20 protein-coding genes and 2 pseudogenes are annotated in these 26,268 nt (G+C 57.3%); 9 read left to right on the forward strand and 13 right to left on the reverse strand.

Annotated features, from left to right (window positions below; genetic code table 11):
* Nucleotide 1: 1 nt before the first annotated feature.
* From ACI77H_RS07080 to ACI77H_RS07095, 4 genes are all read right to left on the reverse strand, one after another.
* Nucleotides 2-712 (reverse strand): anti-sigma factor domain-containing protein, encoded by a 711-nt coding sequence (locus ACI77H_RS07080; protein WP_407011184.1) that lies wholly within the window; start codon nt 710-712, stop codon nt 2-4.
* Complete coding sequence (locus tag ACI77H_RS07085; RefSeq protein WP_407011185.1) at nt 709-1,230, reverse strand: sigma-70 family RNA polymerase sigma factor; 522 nt, start codon at nt 1,228-1,230, stop codon at nt 709-711. Before ACI77H_RS07085 ends, ACI77H_RS07080 begins: the two co-directional genes overlap by 4 nt.
* Before the next feature lie 174 nt (nt 1,231-1,404).
* Nucleotides 1,405-1,926, reverse strand: coding sequence for a DUF3455 domain-containing protein (locus tag ACI77H_RS07090; protein WP_407011186.1), 522 nt, complete (start codon nt 1,924-1,926; stop codon nt 1,405-1,407).
* Between the two features lie 128 nt (nt 1,927-2,054).
* Nucleotides 2,055-2,849, reverse strand: coding sequence for a DUF4349 domain-containing protein (locus ACI77H_RS07095; protein ID WP_407011187.1), 795 nt, complete (start codon nt 2,847-2,849; stop codon nt 2,055-2,057).
* Nucleotides 2,850-2,995: 146 nt separating this feature from the next.
* On the opposite strand from ACI77H_RS07095, the gene ACI77H_RS07100 reads away from it, so the two are divergent.
* Nucleotides 2,996-3,619 carry a glutathione S-transferase gene (locus ACI77H_RS07100; protein WP_407011188.1) on the forward strand — a complete coding sequence of 208 codons (624 nt, stop codon included), beginning with the start codon at nt 2,996-2,998 and terminating at the stop codon, nt 3,617-3,619.
* Between the two features lie 111 nt (nt 3,620-3,730).
* On the opposite strand, the gene ACI77H_RS07105 is transcribed toward ACI77H_RS07100, so the two are convergent.
* Nucleotides 3,731-4,171 (reverse strand): CBS domain-containing protein, encoded by a 441-nt coding sequence (locus ACI77H_RS07105; RefSeq protein WP_007944798.1) that lies wholly within the window; start codon nt 4,169-4,171, stop codon nt 3,731-3,733.
* A gap of 481 nt (nt 4,172-4,652) precedes the next feature.
* Here ACI77H_RS07105 and ACI77H_RS07110 point away from each other — a divergent pair, with 481 nt between their 5' ends.
* Nucleotides 4,653-9,590: an NEL-type E3 ubiquitin ligase domain-containing protein gene (locus ACI77H_RS07110; protein ID WP_407011189.1), complete on the forward strand. Its 4,938-nt coding sequence runs from the start codon at nt 4,653-4,655 to the stop codon at nt 9,588-9,590.
* A gap of 70 nt (nt 9,591-9,660) precedes the next feature.
* Here ACI77H_RS07110 and ACI77H_RS07115 read toward each other — a convergent pair whose 3' ends face one another.
* Nucleotides 9,661-12,393 (reverse strand): RHS repeat-associated core domain-containing protein, encoded by a 2,733-nt coding sequence (locus tag ACI77H_RS07115; protein ID WP_407011191.1) that lies wholly within the window; start codon nt 12,391-12,393, stop codon nt 9,661-9,663.
* A gap of 210 nt (nt 12,394-12,603) precedes the next feature.
* Here ACI77H_RS07115 and ACI77H_RS07120 point away from each other — a divergent pair, with 210 nt between their 5' ends.
* Nucleotides 12,604-14,964 (forward strand): DNA polymerase II, encoded by a 2,361-nt coding sequence (locus tag ACI77H_RS07120; RefSeq protein WP_407011554.1) that lies wholly within the window; start codon nt 12,604-12,606, stop codon nt 14,962-14,964.
* Here ACI77H_RS07120 and ACI77H_RS07125 read toward each other — a convergent pair.
* From ACI77H_RS07125 to ACI77H_RS07135, 3 genes are all read right to left on the reverse strand, one after another.
* On the reverse strand, nt 14,929-15,399 hold the full coding sequence (locus ACI77H_RS07125; protein ID WP_407011193.1) for a DUF1810 domain-containing protein: 471 nt from the start codon (nt 15,397-15,399) through the stop codon (nt 14,929-14,931). The two genes, ACI77H_RS07120 and ACI77H_RS07125, sit on opposite strands and share 36 nt — an antisense overlap.
* Before the next feature lie 29 nt (nt 15,400-15,428).
* Entirely contained in the window at nt 15,429-16,250 is an 822-nt protein-coding gene (locus ACI77H_RS07130) for an aldo/keto reductase (RefSeq protein ID WP_407011195.1), read from the reverse strand.
* Between the two features lie 268 nt (nt 16,251-16,518).
* Entirely contained in the window at nt 16,519-17,667 is a 1,149-nt protein-coding gene (locus ACI77H_RS07135) for an aldose epimerase family protein (RefSeq protein WP_407011196.1), read from the reverse strand.
* Nucleotides 17,668-17,902: 235 nt separating this feature from the next.
* Here ACI77H_RS07135 and ACI77H_RS07140 point away from each other — a divergent pair, with 235 nt between their 5' ends.
* Entirely contained in the window at nt 17,903-18,652 is a 750-nt protein-coding gene (locus ACI77H_RS07140) for a hypothetical protein (RefSeq protein ID WP_407011198.1), read from the forward strand.
* A gap of 193 nt (nt 18,653-18,845) precedes the next feature.
* On the forward strand, nt 18,846-19,631 hold the full coding sequence (locus ACI77H_RS07145; protein WP_407011199.1) for a sulfite exporter TauE/SafE family protein: 786 nt from the start codon (nt 18,846-18,848) through the stop codon (nt 19,629-19,631).
* Nucleotides 19,632-19,650: 19 nt separating this feature from the next.
* On the opposite strand, the gene ACI77H_RS07150 is transcribed toward ACI77H_RS07145, so the two are convergent.
* Nucleotides 19,651-20,019 (reverse strand): VOC family protein, encoded by a 369-nt coding sequence (locus tag ACI77H_RS07150; RefSeq protein WP_407011201.1) that lies wholly within the window; start codon nt 20,017-20,019, stop codon nt 19,651-19,653.
* Between the two features lie 176 nt (nt 20,020-20,195).
* Between ACI77H_RS07150 and ACI77H_RS07155 the strand changes: the two genes are divergently transcribed.
* Nucleotides 20,196-20,744, forward strand: a complete 549-nt coding sequence (locus tag ACI77H_RS07155; protein WP_407011202.1) for a DUF4174 domain-containing protein — start codon at nt 20,196-20,198, stop codon at nt 20,742-20,744.
* An 89-nt stretch (nt 20,745-20,833) separates the two neighbouring features.
* On the opposite strand, the gene ACI77H_RS07160 is transcribed toward ACI77H_RS07155, so the two are convergent.
* Nucleotides 20,834-21,469: a retron system putative HNH endonuclease gene (locus tag ACI77H_RS07160; RefSeq protein WP_407011203.1), complete on the reverse strand. Its 636-nt coding sequence runs from the start codon at nt 21,467-21,469 to the stop codon at nt 20,834-20,836.
* Nucleotides 21,462-22,825, reverse strand: a pseudogene (locus ACI77H_RS07165) (AAA family ATPase). Before ACI77H_RS07165 ends, ACI77H_RS07160 begins: the two are co-directional and overlap by 8 nt.
* A 501-nt stretch (nt 22,826-23,326) precedes the next feature.
* On the opposite strand from ACI77H_RS07165, the gene ACI77H_RS07170 reads away from it, so the two are divergent.
* Together ACI77H_RS07170 and ACI77H_RS07175 are read left to right on the forward strand one after the other, a co-directional pair.
* Nucleotides 23,327-23,698, forward strand: a complete 372-nt coding sequence (locus ACI77H_RS07170; RefSeq protein ID WP_407011204.1) for a DUF6124 family protein — start codon at nt 23,327-23,329, stop codon at nt 23,696-23,698.
* Between the two features lie 17 nt (nt 23,699-23,715).
* Nucleotides 23,716-23,979 (forward strand): annotated as a pseudogene (locus ACI77H_RS07175) (hypothetical protein).
* 71 nt (nt 23,980-24,050) lie between these two features.
* Here the strand turns inward: ACI77H_RS07175 and ampC are convergent.
* Complete coding sequence (gene ampC, locus ACI77H_RS07180) at nt 24,051-25,211, reverse strand: class C beta-lactamase (RefSeq protein WP_407011205.1); 1,161 nt, start codon at nt 25,209-25,211, stop codon at nt 24,051-24,053.
* A gap of 159 nt (nt 25,212-25,370) precedes the next feature.
* On the opposite strand from ampC, the gene ACI77H_RS07185 reads away from it, so the two are divergent.
* Nucleotides 25,371-26,243: a LysR family transcriptional regulator gene (locus tag ACI77H_RS07185; RefSeq protein WP_407011206.1), complete on the forward strand. Its 873-nt coding sequence runs from the start codon at nt 25,371-25,373 to the stop codon at nt 26,241-26,243.
* The last annotated feature ends 25 nt before the right edge of the window (nt 26,244-26,268 follow it).

Here is a 26,268-nt window from a genome sequence, read left to right on the forward strand (position 1 = left end):
CTTAAATCACCTTCACCGCCCGCCCGATGAATTGAATCGGCCCGGTAGGCTTGCCGATCGGTGAGCCGGTGCGGTTTTCCAGGGTCAGTTCGAATAATTGGTCGGGTTGCAGCGGCGGCAGTCTATCCACAGGTACCGACAGCGTTTGCCCCGGTTTGACCAAGCCCAGCGACACCGGCCCTTGCCAGCCTTCGGCCTTGGTCCAGAACTCCAGCGCCTTGTCTTCCGGAACCTGCGCGACCCCCAGCGGTATCAACTGGATTTCCCTGGGATTGCTGGCCGAAATCACCCAGCCAGGCGATTTGTCTTGTGGCGCGACCAGCACCACCAGATAGGTCGGTTTGACCGTGGTTTGCGTGAGCAGCAGCGTGCCGAGCAGCAACGTGGCCGCCAGCCCCGCACCGGCGAGCCCGCGCCACAGCGGTAAGCGATTCCACCAGGATGACGGTTCGACCGTTGGCCGTCGGGTCAGGGCGTTGACGTTGCGCTCGATACGTTGCCACAGCGCGGGCGAGGGCGTCTCGGGTTGGGCAAAGTCGGTCAGGCCCAACAAGCGACGCTCCCAGGTGTCGACCGCCGTGCGTAGTTCGGCATCGTCGGGCAGGCGTTGCTGAACGGCGTTGCGCTGGTCGGCCGAGAGCGTGCCCAGCACATACTCGCTGGCCAGTTCGTCGAGTTGTTCCGGGGTCTCATCCACCGGCCTGATTGTCATCCCATGCACTCCCGCAATGCCGTCAGGCTCCGTTTGATCCACGCTTTGACGGTGCCCAGCGGGGTGCCGAGCTTGTGTGAAATTTGCGCGTGGGAATAACCGTCGACGTAGGCGTGCAGGATGCAACTGCGCCGCGCAGGGTCCAACTGCTCCAGACACAGATGAATGCGTGAGGAGTGCACCTGGGCATCGAAGGTCTCAGCGTCGTTCTGCACGTCGATATCGCCCTGGATTTCGCGGCGGTTGTCACGGATGAAGTTGAGCGCCAGATGCCGGGTCACGCTGAACATCCAGCCCCTTGCCGACCCCCGCGTCGGGTCGAAACCTGCAGCGCCGGTCCAGATCTTGAGGAACGCGTCGTGGACGATGTCTTCGGCCAGCGCGGTGTCGCGCACCAGGCGCCTGGCAACGCCGAGCAGACGCGGACTCTCCTGCACATACAAATCCCGCAGGGCCTGACGCTCGCCCCGGCCGCAGGCGGCGAGGTGAGCTTCATAGTCGAATATGGGTTCAGGCAAGGACAAAGATCTCAGCCGTTATGGGGGCAGTCCGAATGTAATCTAGCAAACAATCCCCCTTCGCGTAGGAGCCGGCTTGCCGGCGATGGTGGTGCGTCAGTCACATGTCTGTTGCAGATGCGCCGCTATCGCCGGCAAGCCGGCTCCTACAGAGGATCGCGTCAGGCCGGGGGGTTAGCTGGCCGCCCAGAAAATATAGTCCGCCTGATACTTCACCACTTCCTGCTTGCCCTTGTTGGCCGCCGTGCACTCGGCGCTCGGGGCGACACCTCCTTTGAGGGCCACGCGCTGGATGTAACTGACGCCGCTCATCGCACCTTTGCCCTCGGCCGGATTGGCCTTGACCAGTTGATAGGGCAGATTGCCCGGGCTCGACGGCGCGACGGCCAGTTGGGTGCCGGTGACTTTCGAGCCATCCTTCGCTTGCCAGGTCGCAGGCGGGCCGAAGTAAGTGCCGACTTGCTGGCCAGCGCGATCATTGAGCACCGCCTTGGGCCCGACAAATACCCATTCGGTCTGGCCGGCCATGTTGGCCTTGTCACGGCATTCGTAGGTGATCTCGCCGACGCCGGTGGTTTCCATGGCGACCTTGTGCCCGTCCGGAACCTTGATGCTGTCGGGCAGACCGGTCTGGGCAAAGGCCGCAGGCACGGCGGCGAACAAAGCAGCAAGGCAAATCAGGTGTCTGGCGTTCATGACATTCTCTCCGTTAATGAGTCATCCGCTGTGCAGCAACAAGGGCTGCTACAGGGACTACCCGGCGGAAAGCGATTTGGATGCAGTGGCCAAAAAAAATAATTGAATGCAGGTGGCACACGCCCGACTCAGGTCCGGCGTCGAACAAACTTGCGCCACAACCAGACCCACAGCATGAACAGCGGGAACGCGAGGATCAGGAAGGGCAGCGCGTAACTGGTTTTTTCCAGCGCGTCGGCGGCACCGTCAGCCAGATTGTCGAGCAAATTGTTGAACGCCTGGCTCAAGTGCGACGAGCGACTGCTGGCGCCAGTCGGCAGGAACGACAGCGTGACCCGATTGGTGTCCAGACGCCGCTGGTGCCCGGCGGCAATCTGCGCCAGGGCTTGCAGATCGTTTTCGATCCCGGCCTGCTCTTTGCTCAGGGTGATCAGATCGGTGACGCTGATGTCTTTGCGGGTCGCCAGTTCGTCCAGACGCTGTTGCTGAGCCTTGAGTCGTTCCTGGCGTCGGCGGGTGTCGTCCACCGCATCGGCAAGGTCTTCGGCGCTGGTGATCCGCTGACCCAGTTCGCCACCCTCGGCGGCCATCGCCACCAACGGCTCGACACCGGCAGGTGCAATGCGCAAGGTGATGTCGGCGCGGCCAGCGCCTTGTTCGATGCGCAAGACGTTGCAGGCGCCGAAGCGCGTGGTTTCGCACGCTTCACGCGTCGCCTGCAAACGCGGGGCAATCTGTGCCTGGGGCAGCAACAGCTGCAATTCGTGTTCGTAGGCGAGCATGGCCCCGCCACGCCCTTGTTCACCGGCTAGACTGGCCGATGACGAGTGGTCGCTAGGCGAGCAGGCACTTAGGGCCAGGCAGGCCAGAATGAACCCGAAGGTCCGAAAAAGTGCGGCGCGTTGGCCATCCTGTTGGCGCATGTTCGTTCCTTGACGTGGGCTGCGGGGGTATTAAAAGAGTGCCCCGGGATCGCGCATCTTACCTGCATCGATCCGCCAAATGGCAGGGAACGTGACCTGTGCCCACTCGTCTACTGACTACCTGTTCGTCTCGCCAGGAGCGCGATATGTATCAGCTATACGGACACCAGAACTCCGGCGCCGCCGCCATCGAAGCCGCGTTGGAGCTGTGCGAGATTCCTTACCGTTTCATTGACGTCGAGTTATCCACCGAGGCGGCTGACGCCCTGGAGAAGCTCAACCCGCTGAAGCAGATTCCGACCCTGCAACTGCCTGACGGCAGCATTCTCAGCGAAAGTGCGGCGATTTTGATTCATCTCGGGCTAACGTTTCCCAAGTCGAAACTGCTGCCGGATGACGCCGCCGAGCGCGATCAGGCGATTCGGGGGCTGGTGTACATCGTCAGCAATTGTTATGCGGCGATCGGCATCATCGATTATCCCGAGCGCTGGTTGCTGGTGGCCGACAAACCCTCACGGGACAACCTCATGGCCGGCGCTCGCGAACGGTTGCACTGGAGTTGGGAGGTGTTTGCCGATCAGTTCTCGGGCGAGTTGTACCTGGGCATCGAGACACCCGGTGCGTTGGATCTACTGGCGGCGGTGATCTCACGGTGGGCGGGCAGTCGGGAGCATTTGCGCAGCGCCCGGCCCGGTTTTTTTGCCTGGCTTGAGCGAATCGACCGGCACCCGGCACTGGCACCGGTCTTTGCGCGGCATTGGCCAAACTGAACACCATTGATCCTTGTAGGAGCCGGCTTGCCGGCGATGGCGGTGCGTCAGTCACATGTCTGTTGCAGATGCGCCGCTATCGCCGGCAAGCCGGCTCCTACAGGGCTCGCATTATTCGCCGCGGATGTACTGCTCCAGTTGGCGAATCAGTTCCGCCTGCTCTGCAATCGCTTCCTTGACCAGGTCGCCGATCGACAGCAAGCCGATCAGCTTGCCGTTCTCCACCACCGGCAGGTGACGCAGACGCCTGTCGGACATGATGCCCAGGCAAGTATCGACGGTTTGATGGGTGTCTACGGTGATCACCGGAGACACCATGATGTCGCGCACCGGCGTGCCCACCGAAGAGCGGCCATGCAGCACCAGTTTGCGTGCGTAATCACGTTCACTGATGATGCCCAGCACTTCGTCATTCTCTACCACCAGCAAGGCACCGACGTTCTTCTCGGCCATCTTCATCAGTGCTTCGAGCACCATGTGATCGGGTTTGATCTGATGCACTTCCTGATTTTTCTGATCTTTCAACTTGAGCAGTTGGGCGACGGTTTTCATGGTGGCTTCTCGGGTGTTGTCGTTGTTGTTGAAGAATCGTAGACGCAAGCGCTGAGGGCAAGGGAGAAAGCGGCAGATAACGCGCAAAAAACGTCATTCAGCAGTTTTTCTTCGATAAACCTCACGTATTCAGTGGAGGAACGTGGGCTACCCGGCGGGAATGTGTCGACTGGCCCGGTAATCAAGCCAACACCAGGGCAAGCCGGTTCCAGTCTTGCAGCATCCGGATCAACCGGCTGGTGATATTCGATGTCGCCAACGACGGCACAGAGCCGTTGCGCTATCTGGCTACGCAGGATATCGAGCCGCAGTTGAAAGGACGACGCGCAACCTGCGAAGTTGAATCATAAAGTCTGATGGATAAGTTAATTGTTTACGGAATTTTAGTAGTAGGGCTAAAGCCTTGAAACATATACAGGGCGTTGAGGGTCGGAAGATCAGATAGGCTTGCGCTCTTATAGTTCATGGATGACAAATCATAATGCTTTATGCTCTAACGGAAAGTCACTTAACACCCAATTCAATTCCTGGGGCGGTTCATCAGAGTCGACACGCAACGTTTATTACCGACGTTGCTCCCGGCTGGCTGACGAGTAGTACCGCCGAACAGCGCAGTTCTTTAAAAAGTGCTGCGGGACCTGCGATGCCTTGGTATGACAAAGCCTCTGTGCAACTTCGTGATGAAATGAAACGTGCTTTTGAACTCGCGTGGTTTTCACGCCGCGAGAGTGATAAAGCCATGAAAAAACTTCAGGGGAGTGAATTTTTTGCCGAGTCGATTTTGATAGCGGCATTGAAAGACCGGTACAACATCAATGTGAATGTCAGATCAACTTGCCTGCGGCTTTATAGCCCGAAGGGCATTGTCGTCGGGTTTGATGTGCGGACACTGTCGCTGCTTGAAGCCTCCTTGCAAAATTTCGAATTAAAGGAGACCAGGGCAGGCTATTTTGACAAGGCCAGCGATTTCATCACCCAGCCTTCTGAAATCGGTCATTTCGAGGTCGTGCCGATAAAATCCAGGCTGTCTGTCGAAGGCTTCATCGCATTGTGTCGGGAATTGGATATTGGCGCTAAATATCAGGCCTATATAAAAGAGTTTATAGGTCTGTCTAATCCGGTGGCGCAGGCGCTGTTAAAACATAGAATTCAGAGCAGTCATAAAGATGCTATGCGTGCTGCCAGCGTTATGGCTCTTATGAAACAAGACATTGATCTTGACGTTCACCGTATGATTCTCAAGTTGGTTGAGGGGCACCGCACATTGATGTTGCGTGGTAAACCGATGCAGTGTTTTGGGTTGACGATGATGGACATCGGTCTGTCGGATATCGTACTTATCACGGCAGGCTCTGACCGCAGCGGGACGACCGAACAAATCATTGCTTATGTGCCCCACGACCCGCAACACCCACTCAAACAATATTCGTCTTCCGTCGCTTTCGCCGCCGAACTTGCCACGCAACTCCGTACCGCTGAGTATCAACGATTTTTCAGTCGATTTGTTCCTCACAGGTTGCGAGGAATGTTTTTCTTTCAACTCAATGACAAGCTATCGAAAGTGCAATGGCATCAACCGATACCGTTTGATCAAGCACCGGCATGGCGCGCCGAGCCGGTTAGTAATCCGCACTTGAGGATGGGGTTCGGACGCATCGACATGGATTTCTGGACCTATGACTTCCATCAGAAACTCAACAAAATACTCAATGACGCTAGGGCAATGGCGGTTCCTACTGGCGATGAGGATGCCAAGTCCCGTTGGGCACGCTGGGACAGCTTGCAGAAGACTGCTCTGGGCATACTTGAAGTGGCCGCTTTTGTGGCTGCGCCCTTTGTGCCTTTGTTGGGCGAGCTAATGCTGGCGTATACCGCTTATCAAGTGCTGGATGAAACTTTTGAAGGGATTATCGAATGGTCCGAAGGTCAGCGGACCCAGGCGGCCGAGCATCTTGTCGGGGTGGTTGAAAGCGTCATCCAGCTCGCTGGTTTCGCGGTGGGCGGCAAAGTAGTGGGGGAACTGTTGCCATTCAAGCCCTCGCCATTCGTCGAACGCATGAAAGTTGTCGAGATGAGCAATGGTCAATCAAAGTTATGGCGACCGGACCTGGACGTCTATGAGCTGCCGATCACCTTGGGAGATGGCGTTCGGCCTGATAGCAAGGGGATATATCGGCATGAAGGTCGAGACGTACTCGCCCTTGATTCCAGGCACTATGTCGTCAGGCAAGAACCTCGGCTGGGTAAGTACAGCATTCAACATCCGACTCGAGCCGATGCCTATTCCCCGCGGCTTGCCCATAACGGCGTCGGCGCCTGGACTCACGAGTCCGAACGCCCTGAGACATGGCGAGGCGCCACGCTCATGCGACGTCTGGGACACCGTGTCGAGTCATTCACTGATCAGACCCTGGAGCGGATTCGAATAGTCAGTGGGGTCGAAGATGATGTGTTGCGCAAAGTGCATGTCGAGCACGAAAGGCCACCGGCGTTGCTGATCGAAACCATCAGACGCTTCAAGGCCGACCAAGATGTCCAGACGTTCATCGAGCAAACAGGTAGCGATGCTCCCAACGTGTATGGCCAGGCTGATTGGAAAACTCAACTTGATCTGCTGACGCGTTATGGAAAATGGCCGGAGTCGAGGGCGGTCGAGTTGTTGGACCGTGACGGGAATGTGCTTTGGCAGTATTTGCCGGAGTCAGCCGCAAATCCGCCATTACCTATCAGAGCGACACAAACGGATAACAACGATTTGGCGAGAACGCTGCTACTTGGGCTGGACGAGCCGAATATCAAAAGTCTGCTTGATGAAGAAGTGAGTATCGGTCGAATCGCCCTTGATGTTCGGGCTGCCCGGTTGCGTGCGGTGATTGCCGGATTGGCCAAGAATAGAAAGTCCACATCGGTCGACGCACGCTATCGGTTGATGGAACGTGCAGACGATACGGATACCAGTGAGGCTGTTCAGCTATTGCGTAATGAGTTTGTGCAGTTGCCGCGAACGGTTATTGATGACTTGTTAATTAATGCGACGCCTACCGAATTGCTGCAAATGCGCGAAGGTCGACAAATACCATTGCGTCTGCGGCAGGCAGGCCGTGCCGCGATGCTTGAGTTACGTATCCTGCGAAGTTACGAGGGGCTTTTTCTGGAGTCGAGTGAAAACCTCGATACCGTACGATTGGCATTGCACAGCGTGGAGCGGTTGCCGGGTTGGTCGCCGGATCTACGTATAGAGATCCGGGGCTTGACGTTCGATGGACCGCTGCTCGACAGCGTCGGACCTGCGGATTCATTTGTTCGCAAAGTCCTGGTATTGAGCGATGAAGGGGGGTTCGAAGCGTATGACGCTGAAGGTAATTCCTTGCATGGCATCGACGATTTCTACACGTCAATCTTGCAGGCGCTGCCTGATTCCAGTCGCAAGGAGTTAGGCTTCCAGATCGGCCAGAGCGCTCGTTTGAAGCAAGCCCTTCAAATGGATCCGCTGGCGCAGAATGACTTTCGCAAGGTGCTTTTGCGGTTTCCCATTCGCAAGCCAGCCTATGACCCTGCGGTCATGCGCTTGCGGGGGGGCATGCAAGGATACGAGGCGATGGAGACTGAGCAAAACGTCGCGCCCAGCCTGGCGGAGCGTTTCAAGACACTCTATCCAGGTTCGACGAAGGAGACCTATGCAGCGTTCATCCAGTCCTTTACTTCTGAAAAAACTGCACTGGCTGCCATCGGAGAGCGAGAAAAAGAGTTCGCCGCGCTGAACAAGGCACTTGATAGCTGGGTGGCGATTGAGAGAGGTGAACATTTGCCGATGGATCAGCGCTATCACAAAGGTCGCTTCGCCAAGGCACTCAAGCAATGCTGGCAAGCGGCTGAAGGTCCGGGGGCGCAAGGCTACGCGCTGGATTTGGACTTTCATTGGCCCAGTGATTTTCTTGAGTATCTGCCGGCATTGAACGCAAAATTTGATCACGTCAGTTCACTGCAATTTCGCCATGTCGAACTGCGTACCGATATTTCCGATTTTCTGGATTACTTTCCCAAATTAAGGGCATTGGACTTGAGTGACAACGCCTTGGTCGCTCCCCCGCGCTTGCGGGATCACTCGTCGACACTTGAGAACCTGGACTTTTCCAATAATCAACTGGTACTGACCGCTGAAAGTGTGGCAGACCTGGGCAGCCTGACCCGACTGCAAACATTGAAATTGAGTGGCAACCCGTTACTGTCGCAACTGCCGGATATCAGTCGAATGGCTGAACTCAGTCTGTTGGATCTGCATGACACGGGTATCGCGCAATGGCCCACCGGTCTCTTCACGCTGCCGCGCCCGCTCACCTTTGAGTTGGATTTGCAAGGTAACCCGATCGAACACGTTCCGCAGGTGACTGCCGGTTCGGAACAGGCACGTTTAGTTGCCCGAACCCGTCTGAGCCGCGATCAGTTATCTGACCAGGGTCGTGAACAATTTCATGACTACATGAGATCGGTAGGTTATGACCCGGCACGCAGTTATCCGCCCAAGGGCACGGAAACCAGCGTGTACTGGCTTGAAGGTCTGTCGGGTGAACAGCGAGAAAACAGGCAATTGACTTGGGATGAGCTGGAGAGGGAGCCGGATGCTCAAGGTTTTTTCGAAGTGCTGGAACAACTCACCGAGTCAGCCGATTACGCTGAGGACACCAGCCGCACGGGGCTTACGCAAAGAGTATGGAGAATGCTCGATGCTGTTTCCGAGAACACGCCATTGCGCGAAGAACTGTTTCGCATGGCGACCCATCCAGATTCATGCGCGGACGCCGGCGCACAGATTTTCAACGAAATGGGAATCAAGGTGCTGGTCCATGAGGCATTGCGGGCAGGCACCTCTGAGCAGATCGAAGCCGGCCTGGTCAGGCTGGCGAAGGGTAAATCCCGTCTGGACCAGGTCAATGAAATCGCCCGAGCCACAATCCAGACCCGATTGCAGGCCGGTGAAACGTTTATGGCAATTGATGAGGATGGGGATATCACGGGCACCATCGACGAGGTAGAAGTTTATTTGGCGTTTCAGACCGGTCTGGCGGATCGGCTGGAGCTGCCATGGCAATCGCGTGGCATGTTGTTCCGAGAAATGTCTGAGGTGAGTGACGCGCAGATAGGTCAGGCGTATGAATCGATTTTGGCGCTGGAGGTCGGCGATGGTTTGCTGAACCGGATAATAGAACAGCGTTTTTGGCGCAAGTACCTGAAGAGTCGTTTCACTCAAGCGTTCGAACAGAATGCAAATGAGTACAACGCAAAGTCAGGGGAATTACTCAATCGGCAATCAGCCGGCGAAATCTCGCAGGAGGTGTATGAACATGAACTCCTTCAGTTGTCAGAGGGACGTAAAACGTTGTTGAAGACGTTGACGCAGGAGGCATTGAAGATCGCTTAATCATTCGCCTGGTACTGAATGATCGGCCTGTTGTTGCCAACAGGCCGATTTCAGGTCTATCCATTTTTCATTACTGAAGATGTCTGTATGGCTCAACCACTTCGTTCCACATGGCAGGAGTATTGTTCGTACTCCCGGTCAGGACTCCAAAAGGGCCTGAGGCTGGAGTAGAGGCTAGCAAGATACCCGTACAGTTGAAGCAGGCTTCAAACGCAATGGCTTGTTTCGCTCCTTTCAATAATTGCGTCACCAGTTGGACCAGTTCCGGGTCGGTCGTGCCGGTTAGTTCTTTCTGGAGGTAAAGTGCAAAATTGGCCGCCTGAACTTCTGCGTGGGCACCAGGGAGGCCCCACTGTTTAGGTGTCAGGCCATCGGTCACACTGGCGATGTGCTGTTTGATACGGCTCTGTATTTGCTCATGAATAGCCGGTACTTCATATTCGAGGCCACCCAACATGATAGGTGCAGCAGCCTCTCCTTGGTAGATCCTGACAGGAAGCGTTGTATCGTGAAACCGTTCGATGTAACGGTTACTCATGTACCCGGTAAATTTGTCAGGATCAGTGATTTTCAAGATGCCACCAAAGGCCATGTGGTCTCGGCCAAGACTTTCATCTGCCTCTCTGATTACCACCACTCTCTGTCTTTCTTCTGTAAGGCCTTCCTTTTCTATAGGGATATTAAAAAAGTCGGTGAAGGAAAGAGGGGCGTCGGTGTCAGGCTGAGCAAACGTACCGCCCGCATGTGCTACAACGACTGTATTTTTGTATTTCGTTGAAAACTGCGTATCCCGATTCCTTTCAGTGTTGTTTTTTTTAGCTTCTTCTTGTTTTGCTGCTCCGCTTACTTTAGGCGTCGGATAAAGGGTTGGAGCGGCAATGATAGCGGTAGTTCGGTTACTTACCTTTTGATTCAGGTCACCATTAAGCCCAAGCCTGTCGACAAAATTCATCGGGTTGTTACCCACCATTGCATACAAGTTCAACCCGTCCACATCGCCTGCGGGATCGGCGCTGATCCAGCGCTGAAGTCCAGGCGCGTAATACCGTCGACCGTAGTAATAAAGCCCGCTGTCATCCATTTCCTTGCCTGAGTAACGGATGGTTTTATAGCTGACTTCCCGTTTCGAATCCGCTGTCAGACAGGCTGTGCCGCCGAAGGGGTAATAGTCTTCATGACTGATCAGACGGGCATGTTGATCAAGTTCCATGATGCCCGAACTCTGGCTGTCTTCGAGGCAGTAGCGTACTTGATCGGGGTCGATATCGTCTGGCTGGCGACGGGTCCAGTGCAGGCATCGCACGTTGCCGATTACGTCTGGCAGTCGGATCACATGAAGCTCTTCACCCGTCTCGCGGGTGCGTATTTCCAGTCCGGGAAGGTAACGTACCTGGTGAAAGTGGGTGTGTGTTGGCGTATGGCATTCATGATGTTTGTAGATGCGCTCGCCATTGCTGTAGCGATAGGTTTCTTTATCGTCGAGCCCTGTCTCGCGCACGATCAAACTGACAGTCGTCAGCTCATCACGGTTGTTCCATTGTAAGGTTTGCCCCGTTTGCAAGGCCTGTAGATTGCCATGGCGATCAAACATTCTGGAGAAGTCGGGCACACCCTCTTTCCAGCTCACACCACGGTTGCTGTTCTGATCAATGCGCATTTCCTGGGTGTAACCACCCACCGCGCGGCGATGAACCAGCTTGATCAGGTTGCCGCCCTTGTCGTACTCGTAGGTCTGTTTGTAGTTGAGACGATTGTTGGGATCGCTTGGCAACGGTCGGCCTGGTAGTCCGCAATGAGGGGGGGCGTCATGACCAGTGGCGTGGGTCAATCGATACAACGAGTCATATCTGAACTCGCGGATTCCATCGATACGCTGGTTGGCAAAGAACACCGGTTTGAAGGTGTGATCGTTGATGTGCAGCACATTTCCCGCATTGTCATACTCATATTCCAGATTTTGTCTTGAGGCCTGGGTCGGTAAACCGGCCTTAATGTTGGTGAGCCGACCATCAGCCCGGTCGTAGGTCCACGTTTGGACAATGCCGTTACCGAAGCGCCGTTCAATGACTTGACCGTTGGCGTCGTAATGGGTGTCCTTGAGGATGTCCTGAACGCAACCGCTGGAGTCAATTTGCAGCGTCACGCGCTTGATTTGTCCGCAAATGTCATAGCGTGACTGCTGCTGGTGGTTGCCGGCATCTGTCTGGCTGAGGGGCTTGCCGTCTGCGGCGTAGAGCCATCGCGTGATGTAGGTGCGACCATCGAACAACGTCCGGGTTTCTTCCATAGGCTGGTAGTACAAGCCAAAGCGACTGAATTCCATCGAGCCCGCAGAATCGATTTTCTTGATCAACTGCCCGCGCAAGTTGTCTCCAGGATCCGCATCACCCTGCGCATAAGTCAGCACCTCGACGTTGGTTTGATTGTTGACGTCGACCCTTAGCAACCGCATTTTTGCATCGTAGGTGTATCGACTTCGGTTACCGCGCTCATCCCAGCGATTACGGATTTCACTGCCCATGCCGAACAGGTTCAGACGCCACCCGGAATCAACGCTGTCGATCAGGAGCGGTTGACCGGACAACGCATGGACCGTTGTCAGGTTTGGCTTGGGGGCGGAGCCGAATAGACGTGGATCCCATTGTTCCACCAGCCTGCCTGCGACGTCATGGTGCTGTCGGGTAACGAGCGTTTCCACTGAGGCACCGGCGGTCTTGCGCAGGTAGGCAATCTCGCGAGCGCGTTGGCCGCGCCCATCAATGGCACTGACTGAAGGCGTGTGTCGATGTAGGGTGAGACTCATCTTCCGCCTCCGTTGCAGCGTTGGTTGCGTTGGTTGCGTCGGTCATGGTGATGAACAGTGGACGGGATGCTATCAAGGTTGGAATGCGATGTGACCTGTCAGAAATGACAGGTGGCAGGGCATGTCAATGAACGCTTCAAGCCCTTTGCATCCCTATGTTGTCCGATGACGCGTAGAATTGCGGCCTGAATCAGAGGTGAGGTTGCAGTGGTGGATTTACAGCGGGGCTTCGTCCTGACCCGGCATTGGCGCGATACCCCGACCGGTACGGAAGTCGAGTTCTGGCTGGCGACCGACACCGGGCCCCGGCGTATTCGTCTGCCGCATCAACCGTCGGTGGCGTTCATCCCGGCCGAGCAGCGCGAGCAGGCTGAAAAAGTGTTGCACGGCGAAAAGAACGTCGAGCTAAAACCCTTGGCCCTGCTGGATTTCGAACATCGTCCGGTGCTCGGCCTGTATTGCCAGCAGCACGGTCAACTGATGCGCCTGGAAACCGCGCTGCGCAAGGCCGGCGTCGAGATGTTCGAGGCCGACGTGCGCCCACCGGAGCGCTACATGATGGAGCGCTTCATCACCGCGCCGGTGATCTTCGGTGGTACACCCGATGCCGAAGGCCTGCTGTTCGACGCGCAGATGAAACCCGCCCCCGATTATCGACCGACGCTCAGGCTGGTGTCGCTGGACATCGAAACCACCGCGCAGGGCGATCTGTATTCCATCGCGCTGGAGGGCTGCGGTGAGCGCCAGGTGTACATGCTCGGCCCGCCCAACGGCGACGACTGCGGGGTCGACTTCCAGCTCGAATATTGCGAGTCGCGCACCCTGCTGCTGAAAAAGCTCAACGAATGGTTCGCCCGCCATGACCCGGACGCGATCATCGGCTGGAACGTCGTACAGTTCGATTTACGCGTGCTGCACGAACACGCCCGACGCCTGGCGGTGCCGCTGAAACTGGGGCGTGGCGGCGAAGAAATGCAGTGGCGCGAGCACGGCAGCCGCAACCATTACTTCGCCTCGGCCGCCGGGCGATTGATCATCGATGGCATCGAGTCCCTGCGCTCGGCGACCTGGAGTTTTCCTTCGTTCAGCCTGGAAAACGTCGCGCAAACCCTGCTCGGCGAAGGCAAGGCGATCAGCACGCCGTACCAGCGCATGGACGAAATCAACCGCATGTTCGCCGAGGACAAACCGGCCCTCGCCACCTACAACCTCAAGGACTGCGAGCTGGTCACGCGGATTTTCGCCAAGACCCAATTGCTCACTTTCCTGCTGGAGCGGGCCAGCGTTACCGGGTTGCCGGCGGATCGCAGCGGGGGGTCGGTGGCGGCCTTCACGCACCTGTACATGCCGTTGATGCACCGCCAGGGCTTTGTTGCGCCCAACCTCGGCAGCAAACCGGCGCAGGCCAGCCCCGGCGGATTTGTCATGGATTCGCAGCCGGGCCTTTACGAATCGGTGCTGGTGCTCGACTACAAAAGCCTTTATCCATCGATCATCCGCACCTTTCTCATCGACCCGGTGGGCCTGATTGAAGGGCTCAAGCATCCCGGCGACAGCGAGTCGGTGCCCGGTTTCCGTGGGGCACGTTTTTCCAGAACCCGGCATTGCCTGCCCGCCATCGTCGCCCGGGTCGCCGAGGGCCGCGAAACCGCCAAGCGCGAACACAACGCGCCGTTGTCCCAGGCGCTGAAGATCATCATGAACGCCTTCTACGGTGTGCTCGGTTCCAGTGGCTGCCGCTTCTTCGATACGCGCCTGGCCTCGTCGATCACCTTGCGCGGCCACGAAATCATGCTGCGCACCCGGCAACTGATCGAAGCCCAGGGGCATAGGGTGATCTACGGCGATACCGACTCGACGTTTGTCTGGCTGCGCCGCGCCCATGGTCAGCAGGAAGCGGCGCAGATCGGCCACGCGCTGGTGGATCACGTCAACCAGTGGTGGCGCGCGCATGTGCAAGAGGAATACGGGCTGCAAAGCGCATTGGAATTACAGTTCGAAACCCACTACAAACGCTTTCTGATGCCGACCATTCGCGGTGCCGAGGAGGGCAGCAAAAAGCGTTATGCCGGGTTGGTGACGCGCGCCGACGGCAGCGACGAGATGGTCTACAAGGGGCTGGAAACCGTGCGCACCGACTGGTCGCTGCTGGCCCGGCAATTTCAGCAGGAATTGTATTCGCGGATCTTCCATCGCCAGCCCTATCAGGACTACGTCCGCGAGTACGTGCGCAAGACCCTGGCGGGCGAGTTCGATGATCGCCTGATCTATCGCAAGCGCCTGCGCCGCACCCTGGATGACTATGAACGCAACGTGCCGCCGCATGTTCGCGCGGCGCGGATCGCCGATGCCTACAACGATCAACAGGGCCGTCCGCGGCAATACCAGAACGGCGGCTGGATCAGCTACGTGATCAGCGTCGCCGGGCCGGAACCGCTGGAGATCCGCAGCGCGCCGATCGATTACGACCATTACGTCACCCGGCAACTGCAACCGGTGGCGGATGCGATTCTGCCGTTCGTGGATGACGATTTCTCAACCCTGATCGGGGGGCAGTTGGGCCTGTTTTGAATCCAGCAGCGATAACGTCCAGTCATCCGGAATCCCGTGGAAGTAACGCGTTAGTGCTTGGTGGAACAGGCTGTCACCCGGGTCGAACTGCGCGAACAGGGTCATCGATGAGCGGAATTTCAGATTGTCCGGATGGCCGAAAATTTCGATGATCGAGCGTTCCGGAATATCCAGCACCCATTGCGTGCAGGTGCGCAGCCGTGGGCCGAGCTGCGCATGCTTGAGGTACGCCGAGGCCTCCTCGCTCGAGTGAATGGCATATCGTTGCGACATTGCGCTGCCGCCCAGGCCGATGAATTGCGGAAAGATGAACCACATCCAGTGACTGCGTTTGTGGCCCGCGCCGAGTTCGGTTTTCACGCGTTCGAACACGGGGTCTTGCGCCTGTAAAAAGCGTTGCAGATTAAAGGCGTCGAGCTGATCGGTGCTTCTCATGAGAAGCCCTCTGACAGAACCGCGATGGCTCAGACCATGGCCAGTCGCTGTTTGCGTTGTGGCGCGCGAAACACGTGGTCCAGCGCCTCCAGATCCCCGGCTTCAAGCTTCAAGTGCGCGGCGTGCGCATTCAATTGTACGTGCTCAGGGCGGATCGCTTTGGGGATGGCAATGACGCCATCCTGCCGCAGAATCCATGCCAAGGCTACCTGGGCCGGGGTCGCCGCGTGACGGTCGGCCACCTGTGTGAGCATCGGATGAGTGAGCAATTGTCCGCCCTGGCCGATCGGGCAGTACGCCATCAATGGCTGACGATGCTGTTGGCTCCACGGCAGCAAATCAAATTCTATTCCACGCTCCTCCAGGTTGTAGAGCACTTGATTGGTGGCGCAGGCCGGGGAGGCCAGTTCTTGCAGGTCATCGACGTCGAAATTGGACACGCCCCAACGACCGATCTTGCCTTCCTCGCGCAGGCGTTCGAAAGCCTCAACGGTTTCGGCAAGGGGATACTGGCCGCGCCAGTGCAGCAGGTACAAATCGATGTGATCGGTGTTCAACCGCCGCAGACTGCGCTCGCAGGCCTCGGGGATGCCCTTGCGGCTGGCGTTGTGCGGGTACACCTTGCTGACCAGAAAGACCTTGTCGCGCAGACCGGCAATGGCTTCGCCCACCACTTCTTCGGCGCCCCCTTCGCCGTACATTTCTGCGGTGTCAATCAGGGTCATGCCCAACTCGATGCCCAGGCGCAACGCGGTGACTTCTTCGCGGTGTCGAGCGGGATCTTCACCCATGCGCCAGGTGCCTTGGCCGATGACCGGTACGTGGATGCCGGCCAGTTCGAGGGTCCGCATGCAAACCTCCTGTGTATTCGATGGATACTTAGGTTGGCAGCAGAATAGCCCATGGGTTCCGTTCATTGCCGAGACGTTCGAGGTGGCGGGTACCGCCAAAGCATCGTGAGGCGGCCCGCCGGCTCTTCTGCTGCAGCCCACTCATTTCGGACACGGACGCATTTCCCCTCCAGGAGTCGGCTTGCCGGCGATGGCGGTGGTCAGTCGACCTGTGTATTGACTGAACGGACGCCATCGCCGGCAAACCAGCTCCTGCAGTTGATCGGCGTCAATCAGCAGAAAATTTCAACACAGTGCTCTGGGTATACGTCTTGCCCGGATCCAGCCGCGTAGAGGGGAAGTTCGGCTGATTCGGCGCATCCGGATAATGCTGGGTCTCCAGGGTAAACGCACTCCAGTGCGCATACGTCTTGCCAGCCTTGCCCTTGACCGAGCCGTCGAGAAAGTTGCTGGTATAGAACTGCACACCAGGCTCAGTGGTGTAGAGCTGCAAACGGCGCCCGGACTGTGGATCGCTGACGTCGGCGGCAAGTTTGCCCTGGTCACCCTTGGCGTCCAGCACCCAGTTGAAATCGAAGCCACCGTGTTTCGGTTCAGCGAATTTCAACTGTGGATGATTAGCCTTGATATTTTTGCCGATGGCAGTGGGCTGGGTGAAGTCCATCGGCGTGCCGGCCACCGGCGCGATTTCGCCGGTAGGAATCAACGTGCCGTTGACCGGCGTGTAATGGCTCGCATGCAGCGTCGCGACCTGTTGCAACACGTCGCCATTGCCCGCGCCGGCCAGGTTGAAGTAGCTGTGGTTGGTCAGGTTCAAGACCGTCGGTTTATCGGTGGACGCCTTGTACTCGATGCGCAGCTCGTTTTTGTCATTGAGGCTGTAAGTGACCTCGGTTTTCAGGTTGCCGGGGAAACCCATCTCGCCGTCCGCCGACAGGTACGTCAGGGTCACGCCAACCGAGTCCTTGCCTTTGGCCGGTTCGGCTTTCCACACCTTTTTGTCAAAACCCAGCGGGCCGCCGTGCAGCGAATTCGAGCCGTCATTGAGCGGCACCTGAAAGCGCTTGCCGTCGAGTTCGAACGCGCCGTTGGCCAGGCGATTGCCGAAGCGGCCGATGGTTGCGCCAAAGTAGGCCGTGCCGCTCTGATAACCCTGTACGTCGTCGAAGCCGAGCACCACGTCCTCGAACTTGCCGTTTTTATCCGCCACTTCAAGCGCCTGCAGCGTCGCGCCGTAGGTGATGACAGTGGCTTGCATGCCGTGGCTGTTGCGCAGCACATATTGCTCGACGGGCGTACCGTCATTGGTTTTGCCGAACGCTTTGTGTTCGCTGGCCAGGCCGGCGGCCTGGGAGGTGAGGGTGGCGATCATCAGGGACACTGCGAGCCCGCAAAGTGGGTATCGGGATAGAAGCATGGTTGACCTTCCTGTTTTTGTTTTTTGTGAAATAGTCATACTAGTTATCGATTTGTAAATCGATAAGGAAGGATTTATAGACTATATTTGCAATACGGTCACAATAAAGTATGACTAATTAAGCGGTCGCTCATGTTTGTGGACGGCAGGCACTGCACTTTTTCGACATCCATGGCTCTATCCTTGGTCAGCCCGCGGCGATCCCCCCGCCGGCCCATGCCAAGTTCAAGCGCCCATGGCCCCAGTTTTACCCCTCACCACTGAGCACATTCGCCGCCATTGTCTGCTGCTCGCCGTGTTGTCGATGCTCGTCACGACCGGTTGCAGCCAGCAGCAGGGCCGGGACATCGTCAGTCAGTTTCGCGAAGGCCGGCCCCAGGAATTCCTCCAGACCAGCGTCGACCGCATGGCCACCCTGGCGATGCGTGACAACCTCGACAGCCTCTACCTGCTGATGGGCAAGCTCTACCTGCGCAACCCGCAGGAGCTGAAAAAGTCCGGATTTCTCGACGCCCACACCGCCGGCAAACAGGTGCGCATGGCCATCGAACAGCAACAACCGCTGCCGACGCTGGGGGGCAAGAAGGATCTGGCGGCGCTGAGTTACGCCATGAGCCCGGAGTTCCTCGGCGACCGCGTTGGCGCCTTCATCTACGCCATCGGCAGCATGCTGGTCACCGCTCACGGCAATCGGCTGGAGTTTTACATGACCGATGCGATCAACCCGGTCTTCGTCAGCAACGCGGCGCGCAACATCGAGAAAGCCACCTGGATCCTCAGCCAGCGGCAAAACAAAAACGGTGAACCCTTGCTGTTTTCCAACGAGATCTCGGAAGAGGGCAGCAACCTGAGTTTCGCCGTGGAGTTCGGAAAGATCGTCGCGCGCCTGGACCTGCTGACCCAAATGCTGGACGAACGCTACCGGAGGATAGGCCTCAATTACGCGCAGAGCTTGCTGTTCCTCAATTTCCTGCCCGTGCAGTAACCCCTAGCCCTTTGTAAGAGCCAGCTTGCTGGCGATAGCAGTGTGTCAGTCAAATAAATGTTGCAGGTCTGCCGCCATCGCCGGCAAGCCGGCTCCTGCAAGGCATAACGATAGACCGCATCGATATAAGTGGTTATAAGAAAAATCGCTATGCTGCGGGCCAGATTTTTATGCGTTTTCAGTGGGCGTGTTAATGGATTTCGTTAACTTCGGTTTGGTTGTGGCAGGTTTGGTGGTGGGTTTCATTGTCGGCATGACCGGTGTGGGTGGCGGCTCGCTGATGACGCCGATCCTGCTTTGGTTTGGCATCAATCCCGCGACAGCGGTCGGAACGGACTTGCTGTACGCGGCGATTACCAAATCCAGTGGTGTGCTGGTTCATCGCAAGAACAAGAACATCGACTGGGCGATTACCGGTTGGCTGACGCTCGGCAGCGTGCCGGCCGTGGTGCTGACGTTGTGGTTCCTGAGCAGTTTGCAAACGTCCCCCGACGCGATGAACGCCATCATCAAACAGGCGCTGGGCTTCGTGCTGTTTGCCACGGCCCTGGCGATCTTCTTCAAGAAACGCCTGCTCGACTTCGCCCACAAACGCGCCGGCGGCACCTATAACCCAAGCGGCAAACGCTTGAATGGGCTGACCGTGATCACCGGCCTGATCCTCGGCACCATGGTTGCCCTGACCTCCATCGGAGCGGGCGCCCTGGGCACGGTGGCGCTGTTCATCCTTTATCCGCTGTTGCCTACCCGGCGCCTCGTCGGCACGGAAATCGCCCACGCCGTGCCGCTGACTCTGGTCGCCGGTCTTGGCCACGCGAGCATGGGCAACATGGACTGGCATGTGCTGGGCTACTTGCTGATCGGTTCGCTGCCGGGGATTTATCTGGGCAGTCACCTCACGGGCCGTATCTCCGATGAAGTGTTGCGCCCGTGCCTGGCGACGATGCTGGTGCTGATCGGCTACAAACTGGCGTTCTGATTTCTGCCGCAGGCCTGAGTCACTCCCGGGTGAATATCTCCAGCAGATGTCCGTCCGGGTCATCGAAGTACACGCGTCTGCCCCCTCCATAATCGTTGATCTGTTTCGACCGCTGTTTGCCGGGATCAGCCCACCATGCTTGCTGCCTGGCTTGCAGGCGCGCGAACGCAGCATCGAAATCGTCGTCGCCGACCAGGTACGCATAATGCTGCGAGGCTATCGGCGGGTCATTGTCGTAATAGTCCAGCGACACGCCGTTATCGAGCTTCACGATCAGCATCGGCCCGAAGTGTTCAGGGGCGGGCAAACCGAGAATCTCCACCAGAAACGTCGCGGAAATCTGTTTGTCCTGGCACCAGACGATGGTGTGATTCAGCTGAGCGCTCATGGCGTAATCCTCACGGCGGTTCAGTGTGTATCGAGTCATGAGATTAGCTCAGCCTGTTGCGCAATGACCGCCCTGACCTAAGCTTGGGTCAAGGCGAAACACAATTGCGGTGCGACCCCCGGAACGAACGCCGCGATGCGCAATCATTAGAGCGTGGATATCAAAAGGAGATGCGCATGCTCATCAGGTCATTGACCCTGACAACCCTGCTGGCTCTTGCCGGTCCCTTGCTCGCCGCCGATGGCGACTCACCGCTGGACATGGACAAGGGCAGGTCCCGGCCGCTGATTGTCATCGCGCCAAGCACGGTCGACCCGGCGTGGGTCAGCCTGAAAAAGTCGCTGGATGAGCCGGCCAATCGCAAAGAATTCACCGACCGAAACATGGTCCTGTACACCGTGCTCAACCTGATGGGTCAGCGCGAAGGCAAAGACCTCGGGCCGCAAGACACGGCCGCCTTGATTCGTTCGCTCAAATTGGGGGCAGGGGCCAAAACCAAGGTGATACTGGTCGGCAAGGACGGCGAAAAGAAACTTGAGCAATCGGACGCGGTTGATCTGAAGGCGATTTTCAGTGCTGTCGACCAGTTGCCGCCGACCGAGAAAGAAGCCACGGTGCCGACTCCGCCGCCCGTCACTGAAGCCGCACCGGCTAACGGCACGAAGGCAACGAAACCGGGCAAACCGGCGAAGCCCGCCAAGCCACCGGAAATGCCTGACGATTGAACAGTGACCTTGGGCAGCAGCCGGCGCACCTTGCGTCTGGCTCGGACCGCGATCGGACGAAGCAGTCGAATAGGGACGTTGAAGCTATTTCAAGGCAGCGTCAGAAGATGATGGATCACATTGACCAGTACAGGGGAAAACGGCTGCAGACACTGCTCTGCATCCGGTACTTTCAAAACATCCATTAGCAACTCCAGAATCTCTTCGTCTTCAAACCGCAAATCCTCGGGTGGCCCGCTCTGACTGTAAATCAGTGCATCAACCAACTGTTTGCGTGCACCGACAAGGCCTCGATTACTTTCCTCGGTATGACCCAGATTCAACGCCTCAATGGAAACCTGGGCACGTTCGGTGTGCCCGGTGACAAGACCGGACAAGTAGAATTTCAGCTCGGTTTCGCATTCAGCCATTAATGGTGTGAGCGGCAACGGTTGTGTACCTCGACCATGACCGCATTGATGCGCACGCTGACAGCTGGCGACGATGTTGGAAAAATCCAAGGCCCGATTCGGTGCACGATCCTGAGCCTCGACATGCTCGTTATGAGCGTTGTCAATCGTGATTGACTGGCAGCAATACGCACATAAACCGTACTGTTCCGAAATACACGAGGCGCGAATGGACCGGCTCTCTTCTGGAGGCAGGTCACGGTAACTTATCGTGTTGTCCGAGCGCTTCAAGCGAGTCAGCGATTGTGGCTCCATACCTTTGTCGATCTTACGCACGCCGCAGCTCCAGCTTGCGAATCAACAAGGCGGCTTTCGCCAGCTCTAGATGACCCTCCGGGAGCTCAAGTGAAAGCTCGGAAAAAAGCTGTTTGGCTTCGTCCAGATCACCGTCTTGCAAGCGCTCCAACAATCGATTCAAGCGCTGCTGCACATCGCTGTTGCGGATGTCGGTGTCCATCACTTCCAGTAAAACCTGATTGGCATCCAGCCCATAAAGGCCGTTGCGTTCCTGTAGTTCTCCGTTGTCCAGCACGTAACACAGCACGTCTTTTGCGTCGCTGATAACCAGTGGCGAGTGGGTTGTCAGCACAAACTGGCAGTTGGGAAAGGTTTCGCTCAACTGTCGAATCAAACTGCGCTGCCATTTCGGGTGCAGGTGCAAATCTACTTCGTCGATCAGTACGATACCGTCGCCTTCCAATGGATTGTCCAACGACTGATTCATCATCGCCAACCGGCGAGCGATGTCGCCGACCAAGGCCATCATCGACTTTTCGCCCTGCGAGAGCTGGGACACGTTGAGCGTGACGCCATCTTTGTCGATGGCCATGTGCAAGCGTGGCTTGCGCTGTACTCGCAGGTTGCTGAAGCCTGGCATGAACGCGGCGATGGCTGAGCGAACGGCCGTCAGCTGACGATCACGGGATGAGGCTTTCAGCTGGGAAAGGGTTTTCCAGATGTCACTGTCGTTGCCGAACTTTTTGGAAATCTCGGCCAAGGCAGTGTCGGACACGCCAGTTTCGTTTTCGCTGTCTTCGCGTTCGCGAAACCATTCGAAGAAGCGGCGGAAATCGACACCGCGATTTAGCGCGTTGTCGTAGCCGTCGAGTTGATCGAAGGTGTGTTTGGTTTTGATTTTTAGCGGGATTTCGAGGACTGAGCGCTCTACCGGGTAGTAGGCGATTAGTGGGAGCGAGGCTTTATCGTCTGCTGTCAGTTGGTTGCGGTAATGGTCCGCCAGGCGGGTGGCATCCTGCAACTGGCTATGGATAACGCTCTTTCGCCCTTGTCTCCCGCGGGCAGTGGTCCAAATGAACATGTCTTCAGAGGCAGTATCAGTAAGATCTGAACTTATCTGTGATGGGTCTACTACGGCAATCGTAATGCCGGCGAATGAGGCGCCATTTCTAATGTCTCATTTGCCAAGTGGCTGCCATTGCCTTTTTCGGTGCGAATTCTGGCAACCAGCCAACTCAGCGACGTGGCCAGCGACTTTAAAAGGGTGGTTTTCCCGGCACCGTTGTTCCCAACCAGCACTGTTACGTTCGAGGGATGGTTGGCTGTAGGGGCCAATTCAATGTGCAAGTCGGTGAAGCGACCGACATCCTTAAGCATGAAACTGCTGATTTCCATTACAACGCCCTTTCAGGGTCAGTCGGTTTGAAGGCTTTGGCGCGCATTATGTCATTCCCGGTCACGGATTGATCCGCTGCCGTTTAGATACAACGGTTTCGGTCACATCACAACCATCATCCGTAAAAAGAAGTTGCGAGCTTATGCCCATCAAAAATGAGTCGCGGCAACGGCTCTCAACTGCGTCGGACGTTTCCTGCAAGACGTGTCGCACTCTATGAACTGGTGCTCAATGAGCGGCGTCGATACCCTTCTCCAGCCGCTGCAAAATCAGTGGCCGGATGTGGAAGTCCGTGGTCAGAGTTATTCACCAATGCCCGTAAAGGCGCATGTCGACATTTTTTATGTCAACATTGCCGCGTTATGGCGGCTATGCGCGGGGGCACTTTCGAGTGCGCCGGGTTTTGGTGGGATGGCCTGGTCTTCCACACCTGCGTATAGCTGCCACCCTCATGTGGAAGTGAGATGGGTAGCTCCTTAAATTTAGAAGGAGTTTTACTGTTGAAAAAAAACACCCCCAGCCATCCTGAATCCCCATCCGATCCTCTCGATGACGTCCCTCTCTGCGAAATCACCGAACCCGCCATCAGCGCTCGCCTGCGTAACCCCAACCACTCTGACCCAGTCAGCCATATCTTCGCCATCGTCCCCGGCGTCGACACGCCAACCCTGCTGTGTCATGCCTGCGAGACCCTCGCGTCGCTGAATGTCCTCGTCACGGACCTGGCCTGCAATCTGGAAAGCTCCAATCGCAATGTCGCGCTGTCGATTCAGCAACTGGCGGTGGTCGCCGAACTGCTGGTAAACCGCGCACTGGACAATATCGACCCGCCCGACGGTTCGCCTGCTGTTCAACCAACGGCTCAACATTGAGCAGGGGAGGTTCAGCCATGGCTCGATACATGCCGATAACGGGCATTGACTGCCAAATCCCGTCGCTGCTGATTGATACAGACGCGCCGGTGGATGTGTTGCATGACAAGGCGGCCTACCGCATCGGCAGCGTGACTCAATTACTGGAAAGCCTTTCAGCATGAGAGGGCATCAGCTGTGATGCGTTACTGCTGCGCGACTTCGCGCGGGTGTTGGCGATGCCGCTGCGCGATGGCTGTGATCTGATGGATGTGATTGGGCGACGATTGCAGGTGCAATAACGAAAATGGGCGACCTCAATGGGTCGCCCATTTTGTTGTCGGCGCCGAACCTTGCAGGAGCAAGCTCGCTCCTACAACGAATTCAAAATCGCATGGGCGATTTTGACTCGCTCCGGGTTCGGGTAGTTTTTGTTGGCGAGGATCACGATGCCGATGTTTTTCGAGGGTACGTAGGCCACGTATGCACCGAAGCCACCCGTGGAGCCGGTCTTGTTGAACAGAACGTTTTCCGGTTGGGGTTGCGGCGGGTTCATCCACTGGACTTTGTGCGCCTGCATCGCCATCGGCGACGAGTTGCCGGCGAGCAATTTATCGAGGGTGATCGGGTAGTGATAGAACTCCCAGCCCAGCCCCTGGGTCATGTCGCCGACCGTGTAGTAACCGGCATGCGTCGTGGCGATGGCTTGCTGCATCGGTGCTTCAAGGCCTGACGGTTTGATGTTCGCCTCGACGTAGCGCATCAGGTCCGAGGCGCTGGTTTTTACTCCATACGCTTCTGAGTCCAGCGCTCCCGGCCCGACCCGCACCGGTTTGTCTTCCTTGTTGTAGCCCTGAGCATAAAGCGCCATCTGATCCTGCGGCACCTTGAGGAAGGTGTGCTGCAACCCGAGCTTGGGCAGCAGCGTTTTTTCCATTAGCTCATCAAATGGCTGGCCCATGCTGTTGGCCGCGAGATACCCGAACAGCCCCAGGCTCGGGTTCGAATACAGCCGATGGCTGCCGGCGGTGTAAGTCGGTTTCCATTGTTTGAAATAACCGATCATCTTGTCCGCTGCATCGGCATTGTCGGGGAATTGCAGCGGCAGGCCGCCGGCGGTGTACGTGCCCAGTTGCAGCACGCTGACGTGATCGAACGCGCTGCCGTGCAATGCCGGCAGAATTTGGCTGGCCTTGTCCGACAGGGACAGTTTGCCGCTGGCTTGAGCGTAGGCGGCGAGGGTGGCGGTGAAGGTTTTGCTCACCGAGCCGATCTCGAACAGGGTGCTTTCGGTGACTGGCGTGCCGGTTTCCTTCGAGGCCACGCCGTAGTTAAAGTAATGCTGTTTACCATCCAGTGTGATCGCGACGGCCATGCCGGGAATGTTTTGTTGCTGCATGATCGGGGTAACTGCAGCATTCACCGCTGCTTCGATCTGCGCGTCAGTCTGATTCCCAGCGACGCTGTAACCTGCACCAAGGAGCAGTCCGAAAGCGCTGTAGGATAAGACCTTGCCGAGTTTTAAGTTATGCATGATTAAGCCGCTGTCCATGAGATTTGATGATTAAACTCGCTACACTCCGAGCGGTTTATACATCGGGCCGCCGCTGAGCGTGCCAAATCTATTCAGTCTGCTGATCTTCGACAAACGACAATATTTTGGTTGAGCCATTAGAAAAACTAGGGAGTTGGCATGATCCGCCCGCAATTACCGCTCAACGCACTGCGCGCCTTCGAGGCTTCGGCGCGACATCTGAGTTTTACACGGGCGGCGGTGGAGTTGTGCGTTACGCAGGCTGCGGTCAGTCATCAGGTCAAAAGCCTGGAGGCCCAACTCAACGTCACCCTGTTCAAACGCCTGCCGCGCGGGTTGATGCTGACCAGTGAAGGGGAGACCTTGTTGCCGGTGCTGCGCGAGTCCTTCGATCGAATCGCCGAAACCCTGGCGCGTTTCGAGGGCGGGCATTTGCGCGAAGTGTTGACGGTGGGCGCGGTGGGGACGTTTGCGGTCGGTTGGCTGTTGCCGCGAATGGCGGACTTTCAGGCGAAACATCCGTTCATAGATTTGCGCCTGTCGACCCACAACAATCGAGTGGACGTGGCGGCTGAAGGGCTGGATTACGCGATTCGGTTTGGCGCCGGAGCGTGGCACGGGATTGAAGCGGTGCGTTTGATCGAGGCGCCATTGTCGGTGTTGTGCGTGCCCGACATTGCCCGGCAACTGCGCACGCCAGACGATCTGTTGCAGCAAACGCTGCTGCGTTCCTATCGTACCGACGAGTGGCCCGAATGGTTTCAGGCCACCGGCCTGCCGGCCCATGCCGCACCGCCCCGGAGCATCGTCTTCGATTCCTCGCTGGCGATGATGGAGGCAGCACTGCAAGGCGCGGGCGTGGCCCTGGCGCCGCCGTTGATGTTTGCCCGGCAACTGGCGGCGGGAGTCATCGAGCAACCGTTCGCCATTGGCATCACCACCGGCAGCTACTGGCTGACCCGCTTGCAGTCGCGGCCCGAAACGTCAGCGATGGCGGCGTTCAAGGGGTGGTTGTTGCACGCTTCGGGCTAATACGAAACCCTGTGGGAGCGGACTT

This window comes from Pseudomonas sp. O230, assembly GCF_045447035.1.
GTDB lineage: Bacteria > Pseudomonadota > Gammaproteobacteria > Pseudomonadales > Pseudomonadaceae > Aquipseudomonas.